The sequence below is a fragment of the Streptomyces sp. NPDC058289 genome (assembly GCF_042880975.1).
Taxonomy (GTDB): Bacteria; Actinomycetota; Actinomycetes; order Streptomycetales; family Streptomycetaceae; genus Streptomyces; species Streptomyces stoeckheimensis.
Window position 1 is genome coordinate 57,199 of the sequence record NZ_JBHVYI010000042.1, and the last position, 14,615, is coordinate 71,813.

At 72.2% G+C, this 14,615-nt stretch carries 18 protein-coding genes; 2 read left to right on the forward strand and 16 right to left on the reverse strand.

Annotation, left to right across the window (positions count from 1 at the left end; all coding sequences use genetic code 11):
* Positions 1 to 123: 123 nt before the first annotated feature.
* From trpM to hisI, 7 genes are all read right to left on the reverse strand, one after another.
* Entirely contained in the window at positions 124 to 333 is a 210-nt protein-coding gene (gene trpM / locus ACFVX6_RS22110; protein ID WP_389693919.1) for a tryptophan biosynthesis modulator TrpM, read from the reverse strand.
* Positions 334 to 342: 9 nt separating this feature from the next.
* Positions 343 to 1,152: an indole-3-glycerol phosphate synthase TrpC gene (trpC, locus tag ACFVX6_RS22115; protein WP_030707250.1), complete on the reverse strand. Its 810-nt coding sequence runs from the start codon at positions 1,150 to 1,152 to the stop codon at positions 343 to 345.
* 162 nt (positions 1,153 to 1,314) lie between these two features.
* Positions 1,315 to 1,785: a DUF2752 domain-containing protein gene (locus ACFVX6_RS22120; protein ID WP_389693921.1), complete on the reverse strand. Its 471-nt coding sequence runs from the start codon at positions 1,783 to 1,785 to the stop codon at positions 1,315 to 1,317.
* Between the two features lie 63 nt (positions 1,786 to 1,848).
* Complete coding sequence (locus ACFVX6_RS22125) at positions 1,849 to 2,100, reverse strand: HGxxPAAW family protein (RefSeq protein ID WP_389693923.1); 252 nt, start codon at positions 2,098 to 2,100, stop codon at positions 1,849 to 1,851.
* A 136-nt stretch (positions 2,101 to 2,236) separates the two neighbouring features.
* Entirely contained in the window at positions 2,237 to 2,911 is a 675-nt protein-coding gene (locus tag ACFVX6_RS22130) for a TIGR02234 family membrane protein (RefSeq protein ID WP_389693925.1), read from the reverse strand.
* A gap of 14 nt (positions 2,912 to 2,925) precedes the next feature.
* Entirely contained in the window at positions 2,926 to 4,416 is a 1,491-nt protein-coding gene (locus ACFVX6_RS22135) for an anthranilate synthase component I (RefSeq protein WP_389693927.1), read from the reverse strand.
* Between the two features lie 31 nt (positions 4,417 to 4,447).
* Positions 4,448 to 4,837 (reverse strand): phosphoribosyl-AMP cyclohydrolase, encoded by a 390-nt coding sequence (gene hisI / locus ACFVX6_RS22140; RefSeq protein ID WP_250743796.1) that lies wholly within the window; start codon positions 4,835 to 4,837, stop codon positions 4,448 to 4,450.
* Between the two features lie 84 nt (positions 4,838 to 4,921).
* Between hisI and ACFVX6_RS22145 the strand changes: the two genes are divergently transcribed.
* The gene (locus tag ACFVX6_RS22145; RefSeq protein ID WP_389693929.1) at positions 4,922 to 5,554 is read left to right on the forward strand and encodes a TIGR03085 family metal-binding protein; all 633 of its coding nucleotides are present in this window, start codon (positions 4,922 to 4,924) and stop codon (positions 5,552 to 5,554) included.
* Positions 5,555 to 5,646: 92 nt separating this feature from the next.
* On the opposite strand, the gene ACFVX6_RS22150 is transcribed toward ACFVX6_RS22145, so the two are convergent.
* Genes ACFVX6_RS22150 through hisD form a run of 9 tightly spaced genes read right to left on the reverse strand, consistent with a single transcriptional unit; the run spans position 5,647 to position 12,696 of the window.
* Positions 5,647 to 6,882 (reverse strand): MFS transporter, encoded by a 1,236-nt coding sequence (locus tag ACFVX6_RS22150; RefSeq protein WP_389693931.1) that lies wholly within the window; start codon positions 6,880 to 6,882, stop codon positions 5,647 to 5,649.
* A gap of 29 nt (positions 6,883 to 6,911) precedes the next feature.
* Entirely contained in the window at positions 6,912 to 7,667 is a 756-nt protein-coding gene (gene hisF, locus ACFVX6_RS22155; protein ID WP_266909499.1) for an imidazole glycerol phosphate synthase subunit HisF, read from the reverse strand.
* Positions 7,664 to 8,080, reverse strand: coding sequence for a RidA family protein (locus tag ACFVX6_RS22160; RefSeq protein WP_389693933.1), 417 nt, complete (start codon positions 8,078 to 8,080; stop codon positions 7,664 to 7,666). The genes hisF and ACFVX6_RS22160 overlap by 4 nt, the downstream gene beginning before the upstream one ends.
* Positions 8,077 to 8,811 carry a bifunctional 1-(5-phosphoribosyl)-5-((5-phosphoribosylamino)methylideneamino)imidazole-4-carboxamide isomerase/phosphoribosylanthranilate isomerase PriA gene (priA, locus tag ACFVX6_RS22165; RefSeq protein WP_389693935.1) on the reverse strand — a complete coding sequence of 245 codons (735 nt, stop codon included), beginning with the start codon at positions 8,809 to 8,811 and terminating at the stop codon, positions 8,077 to 8,079. The genes ACFVX6_RS22160 and priA overlap by 4 nt, the downstream gene beginning before the upstream one ends.
* Entirely contained in the window at positions 8,811 to 9,470 is a 660-nt protein-coding gene (gene hisH / locus ACFVX6_RS22170) for an imidazole glycerol phosphate synthase subunit HisH (RefSeq protein WP_389693954.1), read from the reverse strand. Before hisH ends, priA begins: the two co-directional genes overlap by 1 nt.
* Positions 9,471 to 9,475: 5 nt before the next feature.
* Positions 9,476 to 9,643, reverse strand: a complete 168-nt coding sequence (locus ACFVX6_RS22175; RefSeq protein ID WP_250743789.1) for a hypothetical protein — start codon at positions 9,641 to 9,643, stop codon at positions 9,476 to 9,478.
* A gap of 1 nt (position 9,644) precedes the next feature.
* Entirely contained in the window at positions 9,645 to 10,238 is a 594-nt protein-coding gene (hisB, locus tag ACFVX6_RS22180; protein ID WP_215035049.1) for an imidazoleglycerol-phosphate dehydratase HisB, read from the reverse strand.
* Positions 10,235 to 11,377, reverse strand: a complete 1,143-nt coding sequence (locus tag ACFVX6_RS22185; RefSeq protein ID WP_389693938.1) for a histidinol-phosphate transaminase — start codon at positions 11,375 to 11,377, stop codon at positions 10,235 to 10,237. Before ACFVX6_RS22185 ends, hisB begins: the two co-directional genes overlap by 4 nt.
* On the reverse strand, positions 11,374 to 12,696 hold the full coding sequence (gene hisD / locus ACFVX6_RS22190; RefSeq protein ID WP_389693940.1) for a histidinol dehydrogenase: 1,323 nt from the start codon (positions 12,694 to 12,696) through the stop codon (positions 11,374 to 11,376). The genes ACFVX6_RS22185 and hisD overlap by 4 nt, the downstream gene beginning before the upstream one ends.
* A gap of 182 nt (positions 12,697 to 12,878) precedes the next feature.
* On the opposite strand from hisD, the gene ACFVX6_RS22195 reads away from it, so the two are divergent.
* Positions 12,879 to 14,483: an oxidoreductase gene (locus ACFVX6_RS22195; protein ID WP_389693942.1), complete on the forward strand. Its 1,605-nt coding sequence runs from the start codon at positions 12,879 to 12,881 to the stop codon at positions 14,481 to 14,483.
* Positions 14,484 to 14,615: the final 132 nt, after the last annotated feature.

The following is a 14,615-nucleotide window of genomic DNA, read 5'->3' on the forward strand; positions in this document are numbered from 1 at the left end:
CGCTGGGGGATGGGCGTACGAGGGTGCGGAGCGGCCCGCCCCGGAGCCGGCGGCTCGGGGAACGGACCGTGACGGGACGCCGACAGACGTGGGTGTACGACGTACACCGTCCGGCGGGCCTCGTTACGACGCGACTCCGGGTCGCCATCGCATGCCGTTGACCTGACCGGGTTCGGAACCGATCACGTACCGGACCCGCCGCCCGCGCACGCGCCGGGCCGGCGCGCGGCTGCCGCGAGGGCGGCAGCCGCGCGCCAGGGGCGCGTGCGCCGTCGGCACACCGGCCAGGCCGGAGCCCGGTCGGGTGCGGACGGAGGGACGGTTTCGGGCCATGGGTGCGGGTCAGCTCCGCCCGTGGCGCAGGGCGGGGTGGGCGCCGGCGGCGACGAGGTCGGCCACGGCCGCCTTCGGGTCGCGGCCGGTCACCAGGGACTCCCCGACGAGGACGGCGTCCGCGCCCTCGTTCGCATAGGCGATCAGGTCGTGCGGCCCGCGGATGCCGGACTCGGCAACCTTGACGATGTGGGCCGGGATCTCTCCGACGACGCGCTCGAAGGTGGAGCGGTCGACCTTGAGGTCCTTGAGATTGCGGGCGTTGACGCCGATGATCTTGGCGCCGGCGGCGACCGCTCGCTCCACTTCCTCCTCGTCGTGGACCTCGACGAGCGGGGTGAGGCCGATGGACTCGGCCCGCTCGATGAGGGAGACGAGAGCCTCCTGCTCCAGGGCCGCGACGATCAGCAGCACGAGGTCGGCGCCGTAGGCGCGGGCCTCCCACAGCTGGTACGCCGTGACGATGAAGTCCTTGCGCAGGATCGGGATGTCCACGCGGGCGCGGACGGCCTCCAGGTCGGCCAGCGAGCCACCGAAACGACGCTGCTCGGTGAGGACGGAAATGACCGCCGCACCGCCCGCTTCGTAGTCGGCGGCGAGCCCGGCCGGATCGGCGATGGCGGCCAGCGCACCCTTGGAGGGGCTGGAACGCTTGACCTCGCAGATCACCTTGACGCTGTCGCCGCGCAGGGCAGCGACGCCGTCCTTGGCCTGGGGCGCCTTGGCGGCACGCTCCTTGAGCTCGTCGAGGCTGACGCGCGCCTGCCGTTCGGCAAGGTCTTCGCGGACCCCTTCGATGATCTCGTCGAGCACACTCACGCGAGCGGCCCCCTTCCGGGTCGATGACGGTCGGCCGCCTTGCAGACACGTACAACTGCAAGGTCAGCAGTTCAAATGGTATCCGCAGGACGCCTTGCCCTCCGCACGCGGTTGACGGCGTCCCATTAAATGGACATCCGGAATCTTTACTTCAGCTATACCTCAGGGCGCCAGGAAAGAGCCCATGGGCAGGTTCCGGACAACGGAGAAGACCAGGGCCACCGCACCGATCCCCCACCAGTACAACGGCCGTACGACGAGCCTCGGGCCCGGCACCCCCCGATAGGCGCGAACCAGCCACAGGATCATGACGGCGGCGAAGAAGAAGTAGCCCGCGACCGCCAGTGCATTTGCCCCGATAGCCGTCACGAGATCGCCATGGGCGAACGCGTGCGCGCTGCGCAGCCCGCCACAGCCGGGGCACAGCACCCCGGTCAGCCGGAACAGCGGGCAGACCGGATAGTGGCCGGGCTCGTTCGGGTCCACGGTCCCCACGTACGCGAGGGCCGCGGCAGCCGCACCCAGCGTGAGCGCCGGACGCACCAGCCGGCCGGCCCGGGATACGGGCGCGGGAGGCGGCGCGAGGTCGGTCGTTCCAGAGGAGGCGTCCACCAGCTGATTCTCTCCGCTCATGACAAAAGGCGCAGCCCGACAGGGCCGCGCCTTTCGAAAACCCGCGTACCGGCTACCGCCTGGTCAGACCTTGGCGGCGACGCGGTTCGCGGCGATGACCTCGGCGAGGTCCTGGTGCGCGGACTTCGGCGCACCCATGCCCGCGGCCTTCATCGCCATGCCCACGACACCGCCGATGGCGACGACGACGAGGCCCGCGTAGAAGCCCAGCGGGTTCGCCAGCACCATGAAGGCGCCGGAGATGCAGAAACCGATGACTGCGATGATGACACCGGTCCAGGCGGCCGGGGTGTGTCCGTGGCTAGTGCCCGCCATGAGTTGCTCCTCGTACTCGGGTGTGCTCTGTCGCACGCCGCACGTGCTGTGTCGAACGCTCGATGGTCATTGTCCCGTACCAGGTGCCGCCCTCGTTCACGGGGTCGGATCCGGGTTCGGGGCGTCGGTCCCGGGTTCAGCGGGTCGGGTCCGGACCGGTGGGGTCCTCGCCCCGGTCCAGAGCCTTCCACAGGTCCTCCGGCCGGTCCGGGTCCACCACGGCCGCCTTGCGGGGTCGCGGGCTGCCGTCGCGCTCGTAGCGGCCGCCCATCGTGGGCCAGGCGCTCCCGAAGCGCAGCGCGAGCAGCCCGGCCAGCAGGATCAGCGTCCCGCCGACCGCCGTCACGTAGGGCCAGGCCGTATGGGTCAGGCCGGCCACGTGGGCCGCGGTGTCGGCCGTCGTACGGGCCGCCTCCGCGTCCAGGGCGCGCCGGCCGTCCGCGTTGGCCAGGGCGGCCGCCCCCGCGCCCAGGCCGCTCAGCGCGAGCAGCGCCGAGACGAGCAGCCGGCTCCTGCCGCGTACGGCGAAGACGGCGACCAGGGCGGCGAGCCCGACGATGGCCAGGGCGGCGGGCAGGCCGGTGACGGCCCGCCCGTCGGCGGTCACCGGCAGCGAGCCGCCGCCGATGGCGGCGACGCCCCGGGCCCAGACGCGGCCGGAGGCGAGCAGGACGACGGTGGCACCGAGCGCGCCGAGCAGCAGCGCGACGGCCACGCTGCGGCGGCCGCCGCGGCCCGATGGGTCCTCGGGCTCGGCGGCGGCATCGGCGTGTTCGGTTCGGGGCGGGGGCACGGCACTCACGTACCCCACTATCCCCTACGCGCTCAGGCGCCGTGGAGGCGGTTCGCCGCTGCCACCGCACGGAGCACCGCGGCGGCCTTGTTGCGGCACTCGGCGTCCTCCAGCTCGGGCACCGAGTCGGCGACGACCCCGGCGCCGGCCTGCACGTACGCCTTGCCGTCGCGCAGCAGTGCGGTGCGGATGGCGATGGCGGTGTCGGAGTCCCCGGCGAAGTCGAGGTAGCCGACGCAGCCGCCGTAGAGCCCGCGGCGGGTGGGCTCCAGCTCCTCGATGATCTGCATGGCGCGCGGCTTGGGCGCGCCGGACAGGGTGCCGGCCGGGAAGCAGGCGGTGAGCACGTCGAAGGCGGTCTTGCCCTCGGCGACGCGCCCGGTGACGGTGGAGACGATGTGCATGACGTGCGAGTACCGCTCGATGCTCATGAAGTCGACGACCTCCACCGATCCCGGCTCGCAGACCCGGCCGAGGTCGTTGCGGCCGAGGTCGACGAGCATGAGGTGCTCGGCGCGCTCCTTGGGGTCGGCCAGCAGCTCGTCGGCGAGCTCGTTGTCCTGCTGCGGGGTGGCGCCGCGGTGCCGGGTGCCGGCGATGGGGTGGACCATGGCCCGCCCGTCCTCGACCTTGACCAGCGCCTCGGGGCTGGACCCGACGACGTCGAAGCCGTTCTCGAAGCGGAAGAGGTACATGTACGGGGAGGGGTTGGTGGCCCGCAGCACCCGGTACACGTCCAGGGCGGAGGCCGTGCAGGGGGTTTCGAACCGCTGCGAGGGCACCACCTGGAAGGCCTCGCCGGCCCGGATCCGCTCCTTCACGTCCTCCACGGCGGCCTGGTACTTCGCGCCGCCCCACAGGGCCGAGTACTCCGGCAGCTCGGAGGCCGGCAGCGGCATCGGCGCGTACGGGGCGGGCCGCGCGAGGTCCGCCTCCATCGCGTCGAGGCGGGCCACCGCGTCCGCGTACGCCTCGTCCACGCCCGCGGCGAGGTCGTTGTGGTTGATGGCGTTGGCGATGAGCTGGACGGTGCCGTCCCAGTGGTCCAGGACCGCCAGGTCGGAGGTGAGCAGCATCGTCAGCTCGGGCAGTTGCAGGTCGTCCTCGGTCTGCTCGCCGATGCGCTCCAGCCGGCGCACGATGTCGTAGCCGAGGTAGCCGACCATGCCGCCGGTGAAGGGCGGCATCCCGGAGGCGAGGTCGCGGGGGGTGTGCAGGGCCTCCACGGTCTGCCGCAGGGCCTCCAGGGGGTCGCCGGAGGTCGGGACGCCGACGGGCGGGGTGCCGATCCAGTGGGCCTGGCCGTCCCGGACCGTGAGGGTGGAGGCGCTGCGGACGCCGACGAAGGAGTAGCGCGACCAGGAGCGGCCGTTCTCGGCGGACTCCAGGAGGAACGTCCCGGGGCGTTCGGCGGCCAGCTTGCGGTAGAGCCCGACGGGCGTGTCACCGTCCGCCAGCAGCTTGCGGCTGACGGGGATGACGCGGCGGTCGGCCGCGAGCTTGCGGAACGTCTCAAGATCCATGGCGTGGGACCTTACTTGTGATCGGCTTCGGCTATTCGGCTTCGGCAGTGGGGCCGGAGGGACCGGCCAGGGGCAGGACGTCGGCATCGAAACAGGTCCGGGCACCGGTGTGACAGGCCGCCCCGACCTGGTCCACCTTGACGAGCACGGTGTCGGCGTCACAGTCGAGCGCGACGGACTTCACGTGCTGGAAGTGGCCGGAAGTGTCCCCCTTCACCCAGTACTCCTGACGGCTGCGCGACCAGTACGTACAGCGGCCGGTGGTCAGGGTGCGGTGCAGGGCCTCGTCGTCCATCCAGCCGAGCATGAGCACCTCACCGGTGTCGTACTGCTGGGCGATGGCCGGGACCAGACCGTCCGCGGAGCGCTTGAGGCGGGCGGCGATGGCGGGATCGAGGGAGGACGTACTCATGGGAGCCATTGTGCCGGGCCGGGGGGACGATCAAGGATCCCTGTCCGCCTGATGGGCAGGCACGGGGCGGGTTCCAGCCGTAGGCTGGCCCGCATGTCTACCCATGCGAAGCGTGAACGACTGCTGCTGGCCGACCTGTTGGAGTCGGCGGGCCCGGAGGCACCGACGCTGTGCGACGGCTGGCGGACACGGGAGCTCGCCGCGCACGTGGTGGTCCGGGAGCGTCGCCCGGACGCGGCGGGCGGGCTGCTCCTGAACGTGCTGAAGGCCCGCCTGGACAAGGCGATGGAAGAGTACGGGGCCAAGCCGTACGAGGAGCTCATCCAGTTGATCCGGACCGGCCCGCCGAAGATGTCCCTCTACTCGCTGAAGCAGATCGACGAACTGGCGAACGCGGTGGAGTTCTACGTCCACTCCGAGGACGTCCGCCGCGCCCAGCCGGACTGGTCCCCGCGCCCCCTGGACCCGGTCTTCTCCGACTCCCTCTGGTCCCGCCTGGAGAAGCTGGCCCGCCTGACGGGCCGCCGCTCCCCGGTGGGCCTGGTCCTGCGCCGCCCGAACGGCCAGACGGCGGTGGCGCACAAGGGTGCGCCGGTGGTGACCGTGACGGGCGAGCCGGGGGAACTGACGCTGTTCTGCTTCGGCCGCCAGGACGCTGCCGCGGTGGAACTGGACGGGCCGAAGGAAGCCATCGCGAAGCTCACGACGGCGCAGCTGGGCGTGTAGCCGGCCCCCCTTTTTTACGCGCTGCTCGCACCGCTGCGCGGGCTTCGCGTCGCTGCGCCGGACTCCGTCCGGCGGGGTCGGCCCCGCAGGGCTCAGGCCAGGGCGAGCTCCGCGCGGCGGACCGCAGGGGCCGAGGTGCCGACTATCGCGCCCACCATGCTCACCGCCGCCCCCGCAAGGAAGACCGGGGTCACGCCCCACAGATCGGCGGCGAAGCCGAAGGCGGGATAGGCCAGCGGGGCCAGGCCGACCGCCGTGAAGGCCATCACGGAGCTGACCCGCCCCAGGTACGAGGGATCCGTGGCCGTCTGGATGAGGGCGACGGCCAGGCCGCCACAGATCCCGCAGACCAGCCCCGTCAGCACGGCCAGCCCCACCGCCACCGGCAGGCTCGGCGCCAGCACGAGGCCGCCGATGCCCGCGGAGCCGATGATCAGGGTGAGGTTCTGGACCGCCCCGGCCCGGGGGAACCTCGGGATCAGGGTGAGCACCAGCGCGCTCGACGCCGCGCCCACACCCATCCCGCCGATGATCCAGCCGACCCCGCCCGGCCCCCAGCCGCGCTCCTCGGAGACCAGGATCAGCCCCAGCGTCATCGGCGCGGACGTGCCCAGCTGACTCAGTGCCCCCGACAGCATCAGGGGTCCGATCAGCCCGTGCCGCCGGATGTAGCCGAGCCCCGAGCGGAGCTGCCTCCAAGGGCTCTCGGAAGCGGAAGCGGAAGCCGGCACCGCGCCGGCGGCCGGAGCCGGCAGCGGAGCGATCCGTACCGCCACCAGCAGCACCAGCGAGACCCCGAACAGCACCGACGCCACCGCGAAGGCCGACGCCGGCCCGCCCAGTCCCATCGCGAGCCCCGCCACCGGCGGCCCGGCGGTGTGCCCGACGCGTTCCGCGAGGCTGCGCATCCCCTGGACCCGTACCAGCTGCCCGGGCCCCGCGATCCGTGGCGGCAGCGCCCCGACGGCCGGCATGAACAGCGCGTCCACGATGCCGAAGACCAGCGCGACGAGCACCAGGACCCACAGGCCCGGGGAGCCGAGGGCCAGAACGAGAGCCAGTCCCAGGACGACACCGCACCGCACCGCGTCGGAGGAGATGACCACCAGCCGGGGCCCGAAGCGGTCGGCGACCACCCCGCCGCCCAGCATGAGCAGCGCCCTCGGTATCGCGCCGACCGCCATCACCAGGCCGACCTCGGCCGGGCCGGCCGTCTGGGCCGCCGCCCAGCCGAGGGCGAGGAAGTAGACCCCGTCCCCGACGAGCGAAGCCCCGTAGGCGGCCAGCCACCGCAGGACATTGGCGTCCCGCCAGACGTTCCCGTTCACTGCGAGCCCCCCACGGGCACAAGCCGGCCTCAGCGGACCGGGTGGCCCGCTTCCCTCAGCGCGTCCTTGACCTGGCCGATGCGCAGGTCTCCGAAGTGGAACACCGACGCCGCGAGCACTGCGTCGGCGCCCGCCGCGATCGCCGGCGGGAAGTGCGCGAGCTTGCCCGCGCCGCCCGAGGCGATCACCGGGACCGTGACGTGCTTGCGCACGGCCGCGATCATCTCGGTGTCGTAGCCGTCCTTGGTACCGTCCGCGTCCATCGAGTTCAAAAGGATTTCCCCGGCGCCCAGCTCGGCCGCCCGGTGCGCCCACTCGACGGCGTCGATGCCGGCGCTCTGCCGGCCGCCGTGGGTGGTCACCTCGAAGGAGCCGGAGGCGGTGCGGCGCGCGTCGACGGACAGGACGAGCACCTGCCGGCCGAACCGCTCCGCGATCTCCTGGATGAGCTCGGGCCGGGCGATGGCGGCGGTGTTCACGCCGACCTTGTCGGCGCCGGCCCGCAGCAGCTTGTCCACGTCGTCCGCGGTGCGGACGCCGCCGCCCACGGTCAGCGGGATGAAGACCTGCTCGGCGGTGCGGCGCACCACGTCGTAGGTGGTCTCCCGGTTCCCGGAGGAGGCGGTGATGTCGAGGAAGGTCAGCTCGTCGGCGCCTTCGGCGTCGTAGAGCTTGGCCATCTCGACCGGGTCGCCGGCGTCGCGCAGGTTCTGGAAGTTGACGCCCTTGACCACGCGGCCGTTGTCCACGTCCAGGCAGGGGATCACCCGTACGGCGAGGGTCATGCCGAGCCTCCCCCGACGGGGCCGAAGGCCTCGACCTCCACCTCGACGACCATGCTCGGGTCCACGAACCCGTTGACGATGATCAGCGTCGAGGCGGGGCGGATCTTGTCGAAGAGCTCGCTGTGGGCGCGGCCGACCTCGTCCACGTCGCGGGCGTGCGTGAGGTAGAGGCGGGTGCGGACCACGTGCTCGGGGCCGAGCCCGGCCTGCTCCAGCGCCTTGAAGGCCACGTCGAAGGCCTTCATCGTCTGGTCGTACGGGCCGCCCGCGTCGGCCCCGGTGCAGCCGGAGACCAGGACCAGCCCGTTGGGGAGCTGGACGGCACGGGAGTAGCCGAGTACGTCCTCGTAGGCGCCGCCGGAAGAGATGCGTCGGCCCTCAAAAGGGTTCGTGGAGCTGTTCTCGGAACTCATGCGGAGACCACCTTCAGGGCTTCTTCGAGCGTGAACGCCTTGGCGTACAGGGCCTTGCCCACGATGGCGCCCTCGACGCCGGCCGGGACGAGCCCGGCCAGTGCGCGCAGGTCGTCGAGGGAGGAGATGCCGCCGGAGGCGACGACGGGCCGGTCGGTGGCGGCGCAGACGTTCTTCAGCAGCTCCAGGTTGGGGCCGGTGAGGGTGCCGTCCTTGCCGATGTCGGTGACGACGTACCGGGCGCAGCCTTCGGAGTCCAGGCGCGCGAGGGTCTCGTAGAGGTCCCCGCCCTCGCTGGTCCAGCCGCGGCCCTTGAGGGTGGTGCCGCGCACGTCGAGGCCGATCGCGATCTTGTCGCCGTGCTCGGCGATGGCCTTGGCGGCCCACTCGGGGCTCTCCAGGACGGCGGTGCCGAGGTTGACGCGGGTGCAGCCGGTGGCGAGGGCCGCGGCGAGCGTGGCGTCGTCGCGGATGCCGCCGGACAGTTCGACCTTGATGTCCATGGCGCCGGTGATCTCGGCGACGAGCGCTCGGTTGTCACCGGTGCCGAAGGCGGCGTCCAGGTCGACCAGGTGCAGCCATTCGGCTCCGGCCGACTGCCAGGCCAGGGCGGCCTGGAGCGGGGAGCCGTAGGAGGTCTCGCTGCCGGACACGCCGTGCACGAGGCGGACGGCCTGGCCGTCGCGGACGTCGACGGCGGGGAGCAGTTCGAGCTTCTTCGACGTCGTCATCACAGGGTCTCGATCCAGTTGGTGAGGAGCTGGGCGCCGGCGTCCCCGGACTTCTCGGGGTGGAACTGGGTGGCCCACAGGGCCCCGTTCTCCACCGCCGCGACGAACCGCTCGCCGTGCGTGGCCCAGGTGACCTTGGGGGCCTTGATCAGCGGGTTGGTGACTTCCAGCGACCAGTCGTGGGCCGCGTAGGAGTGCACGAAGTAGAAGCGGGCGTCCTCGTCCAGGCCGGCGAAGGCCTGGCTGTCGGCCGGCGCGTCCACGGTGTTCCAGCCCATGTGGGGGACGATCGGGGCCTGGAGCGGGCCGACCGTGCCGGGCCACTCGTCCAGTCCCTCGGTCTCCACGCCGTGCTCGATGCCGCGCTCGAAGAGGATCTGCATGCCGACGCAGATGCCCATGACCGGGCGGCCGCCGGAGAGCCGGCGGCCGATGATCCAGTCGCCGCGCGCTTCCTTGAGCCCCTGCATGCAGGCGGAGAACGCGCCGACACCGGGGACGAGGAGTCCGTCGGCGTCCATGGCCTTGTCGTAGTCGCGGGTGATCTCCACGTCCGCGCCGGCGCGCGCGAGGGCGCGCTCGGCGGAGCGGACGTTGCCGAAGCCGTAGTCGAAGACCACGACCTTCTTCGTGGCCCTTTTGCCAGATGAGGGGCGTATGGTGCTCACTCCCAAATTCCCTGGATCCGCAGCACTCCGGCGACCAGGCACATCACGGAGCCGATGGCGAGCAGGACGATGACCGAGGCCGGCATCTCCTGCTTCTTGAAGGAGTAGACGCCGCCGGCCAGGAACAGGCCGAGGACGATCAGGATCGTGTTGAGCCCGTTCACGCTAGAGGGCGCCCTTCGTGGAGGGCAGGATCCCGGCGGCGCGCGGGTCGAACTCGGCGGCGTAGCGCAGGGCCCGGGCCAGCGCCTTGAACTGGCACTCCACGATGTGGTGGGCGTTGCGGCCGTACGGCACGTGGATGTGCAGGGCGATCTGGGCCTGCGCGACGAAGGACTCGAAGATGTGTCGGGTCATCGTCGTGTCGTACGAGCCGATCATCGGCGCCATGTTCTCGGGCTCGGTGTGCACGAGGTAGGGGCGGCCCGACAGGTCGACGGTCACCTGGGCGAGGGACTCGTCGAGCGGCACGGTGCAGTTGCCGAACCGGTAGATGCCGACCTTGTCGCCGAGGGCCTGCTTGAAGGCGGCGCCGAGCGCGAGCGCGCTGTCTTCGATGGTGTGGTGGCTGTCGATGTGGAGGTCGCCCTCGGTCTTGACGGTGAGGTCGAAGAGGCCGTGGCGGCCGAGCTGGTCGAGCATGTGGTCGTAGAAGCCCACGCCCGTCGAGACGTCGACCTTGCCGGTGCCGTCGAGGTTTATCTCGACGAGGACCGAGGTCTCCTTCGTGGTCCGTTCGACCCGTCCGATGCGGCTCATGCGTGCTGCTCCTTCTTCAGTGCGCGAACCGCTTCCAGGAACGCGTCGTTCTCGGCCGGGGTGCCCGCGGTGACCCGCAGCCATCCCGGTACGCCGTTGTCCCGGACCAGGACGCCCTGGTCGAGGATCTTCTGCCAGGCGGTGTGGGAGTTTTCGAACCGGCCGAACTGTACGAAGTTCGAGTCGGAGTCGGTGACCTCGAAGCCGATCCCCCGCAGCTCGGTGACCAGGCGGTCCCGCTCGGCCTTGAGCTGCTCGACGTAGCCGAGCAGGGTGTCGGTGAACTCCAGGGCGGCCAGCGCGGTCGCCTGGGTGACGGCCGACAGGTGGTACGGCAGGCGTACGAGCTGTACGGCGTCGACCACGGCCGGGTGCGCGGCCAGGTAGCCGAGGCGCAGCCCGGCGGCGCCGAAGGCCTTGGACATGGTCCGGGAGACCACCAGGTTCGGGCGGCCCTCGATCAGCGGCAGCAGCGAGTCCCGGTGGCTGAACTCCACGTAGGCCTCGTCCACGACGACCAGGGACGGCTTGGCCGCCTGCGCGGCCTCGTAGAGGGCCAGGACCGTCTCCGCCCCGACCGCGGTGCCCGTGGGGTTGTTGGGCGAGGTGATGAAGACGACGTCGGGGGCGTGCTCGGCGATCGCCTGCTCGGCCGTCTCCACGTCGATGGTGAAGTCCTCGTTGCGCGGACCGGAGATCCAGTCGGTCCCGGTGCCGCGCGCGATCAGCGCGTGCATCGAGTACGAGGGCTCGAAGCCGATCGCGGTGCGGCCGGGCCCGCCGAAGGTCTGCAGCAGCTGCTGGAGGACCTCGTTGGAGCCGTTGGCTGCCCATACGTTCTCCCGGGCGACCGGGTGCTTGCCGGTGCGGGTGAGGTAGGCGGCCAGCTCGGTGCGCAGCTCGACCGCGTCCCGGTCGGGGTACCGGTTGAGGGTGCGGGCGGCCTCGGCGACCCGCTCGGCGATGCGCGCGACGAGCGCCTCGGGCAGGCCGTACGGGTTCTCGTTGGTGTTGAGCTGGACGGGCACGTCCAGCTGCGGGGCGCCGTACGGGGTCTTGCCGCGGAGCTCGTCCCGGATGGGGAGGTCGTCGATGCCGATGACGGCCGCGCCGTCCGTGCTGTCGGTCGTGCCGGTCATGCCTGCGGAACCTTCCACCCGAATCGTGCCTTCAGAGCCGCGCCGTGCGCGGGCAGGTCCTCGGCCTCGGCGAGGGTCACCACGTGGTGGGTGACCTCGGCGAGGGCGTCGCGCGTGTAGTCGACGATGTGGATGCCGCGCAGGAAGGACTGGACGGACAGGCCCGAGGAGTGGCAGGCGCAGCCGCCGGTGGGCAGCACGTGGTTGGAGCCGGCGCAGTAGTCGCCGAGCGAGACCGGGGACCACGGGCCGACGAAGATCGCTCCGGCGTTGCGCACGCGGGCGGCCCAGGCGGCCGCGTCGGCGGTCTGGATCTCCAGGTGCTCGGCGCCATACGCGTCGACGACCTTGAGGCCGTCCTCCAGGCTGTCCACCAGCACGATCGCGGACTGGCGGCCGGCCAGCGCGGGCTTGATCCGGTCTTCGATGTGCTTGGTGGCCGCGACCTGCGGCTCCAGCTCCTTCTCGACGGCGGCCGCGAGCTCCGCGGAGTCCGTGACGAGGACGGCTGCGGCCAGCGGGTCGTGTTCGGCCTGGCTGATCAGGTCGGCGGCGACGTGCACCGGGTCGGCCGTGGAGTCCGCGAGGACCGCGATCTCGGTCGGGCCGGCCTCGGTGTCGATGCCGATCTTGCCGGTGAAGTAGCGCTTGGCGGCGGCGACCCAGATGTTGCCGGGGCCGGTCACCATGTTCGCGGGGGCGCACTCCTCGGTGCCGTACGCGAACATCGCGACGGCCTGGGCACCGCCCGCGGCGTACACCTCGTCGACGCCGAGCAGCGCGCAGGCGGCCAGGATCGTCGGGTGCGGCAGGCCCCCGAACTCCTTCTGCGGCGGCGACGCGAGCGCGATGGACTCGACGCCCGCCTCCTGGGCCGGGACCACGTTCATGACGACGGAGGACGGGTACACGGAGCGGCCGCCCGGGGCGTACAGCCCCACGCGCTCGACCGGAACCCACTTCTCGGTCACCGTTCCGCCGGGGACCACCTGGGTGGTGTGCTCGGAGCGGCGCTGGTTGCGGTGCACGATCCGGGCGCGCCGGATCGACTCCTCCAGGGCGGCGCGGACGGCCGGGTCGAGCTGCTCCAGGGCGGTCTTGAGCGCCTCGGCAGGCACCCTGACCTGCTCGAGCTCGACCCCGTCGAACTTCTGCGCGTACTCGATCAGCGCCGCCGTCCCACGATGGTGGACGTCCTCGCAGATGGGCCGCACCTTCTCCAGGGCGGCTTCTACGTCGAACTCGGCACGGGGCAGCAGATCGCGCAGGGCGCCACCCTCGGGGAGGGTGTCGCCGCGCAGGTCGATACGAGAGATCACCTGCCAATTCTCTCAGACCGCCTCGCGGCACCGTTCCTCCGTATCACTGGCTGATACAGGCCACGGACGTTTCCCGATGTCACAGCGGCCCTCTAGCGTGCGGGTAAGCGCGGCTCGTCCGCGCGAACGAGCGGGAGGGGCCGCGCGGTGTCGTCCGCGCGGACGAGCGGAGGGGGGCCGCCATGGCCGAAGCACGCCCGGACGGGGAACCGGACGATCTCACCGGCCCCGAACGGCTCATGTGGGACGCGTACCGGACCGGCAGCGTCTGCGATCTCAGCACCCGCACCGCCGAACGGGACGATCCGCACGCCGACCGGGTCTGGGGCCCGGAGCGCAGTGTCCGCGCGGCGATGGTGGCCCTGCTGCTGCTCCACGGTCCGGGCCCGGTGCGGGGCCGGGTGGCCTCCCTGAAGCTGCGCGGCGTGCGGATCACCGGCCGGCTCGACCTGTCCGGGGGCACGGTCACCCCGTACGTGGAGCTCCAGTCCTGCCGCTTCGACGGCGAGGTGCAGCTCTCGGAGACCCGCTTCGGCACGCTGCGCCTGGTCAACTGCGCGATGCCCCGGCTGGACGCGGCCCGTCTGCAGACGGAGGGCGACCTGCACCTGCCGCGCTGCCGGGTGGCGCGCGGGATCCGGCTGACCGACGCGCAGATCGGCACCGACCTGCTGATCAGCGAGGCGGTGGTGCGGCGCGACGGCAAGGGGCGGGCGCTGGCCGCCGACGGACTGTCGGTCGCGCAGGACTTCCAGGGCGAGCTGCTCCAGACGTACGGGGAGCTGAGCCTGCGCGGAGCCAAGGTCGGCGTGTCGATGAGCCTGCGCGGGGCCCGCCTGAGCAATCCGGCCGGGAAGCGGGCGCTGAACGCCCCGCAGCTCACCGTCGAGCGCACCCTCTACCTGACCTCCATCGCCCTGGACTACACCGCGGGCGACTCCGGTTCCTCCACTCCCCCCTACGGGCAGGGCTACACCCCGCTGCGGGGCGAGCCCGCGCAGCACTTCGAGTGCCGGGGCGGCCTGCGGCTGGACGACGGCCGCTTCGGGGACGCCGTGGACTTCTACGGGGCCCGGTTCACCCTCACGGAGGACCAGGAGGTCTCGCTGCGCCGCATCCACACCCCGGAGCTGCGGTTCGTGGGCGAGCGCCCGGAGCGGGGCCGGGTGGTGCTGTCGGGCTCGCAGGTGGTCAAGCTCGTGGACACGGCCACGAGCTGGCCGGCCCGCCCGGGCCTGCTGTCCATCGAGGGCTTCGCCTACGAGAACCTCGCACCCCGGGGCCTCTTCCCGACGGCCCGCCGGCTGGAGTGGGTCGAGGCGGCCACCCCCGAGTACTCCCCGGAACCGTACGAGCGGCTCGCCGCGGTCCTGCGGGCCTCCGGGGAGGACGCGGACGCCCGCGAGGTGCTGCTGGCCAAACAGCGGCGCCGGCGGTCGACGCTGCCGCCGGCGCTGCGCGCGTGGGGGTACCTCCAGGACTGGACGGTGGTCTACGGCTACCGGCCGGGGCGGGCGGCGCTGTGGATGGGCGTGCTATGGGCGGCCGGAGCGGTGCTCTTCGCGGTGCACGGGAAGCCGCCGCCGCTCAAGGCGGAGGAGCACCCCGACTGGAACCCGGTGCTGTTCGCGCTGGACCTGCTGCTCCCGGTGATCGACCTCGGCCAGCAGGACCAGTGGATTCTGCGGGGCCCCTGGCAGTGGGGCACGGCGGCCCTGGTCATCCTGGGCTGGATCCTGGCCACGACGGTCGCGGCGGGAGCCTCCCGCGTCCTGAGGCGGGGGTGAGCGTCAGGGGGTGTCCCGGGGATCGGGACCGGGCTCGGGGTGTCCGGGCCCCCGACCCCCGCCCCCCCCCCGGGCCCCCCCCCCCAACCCGTGGCCCCGGTCCACCCCAAGCCCGCCCCCCAAACCCCCGAA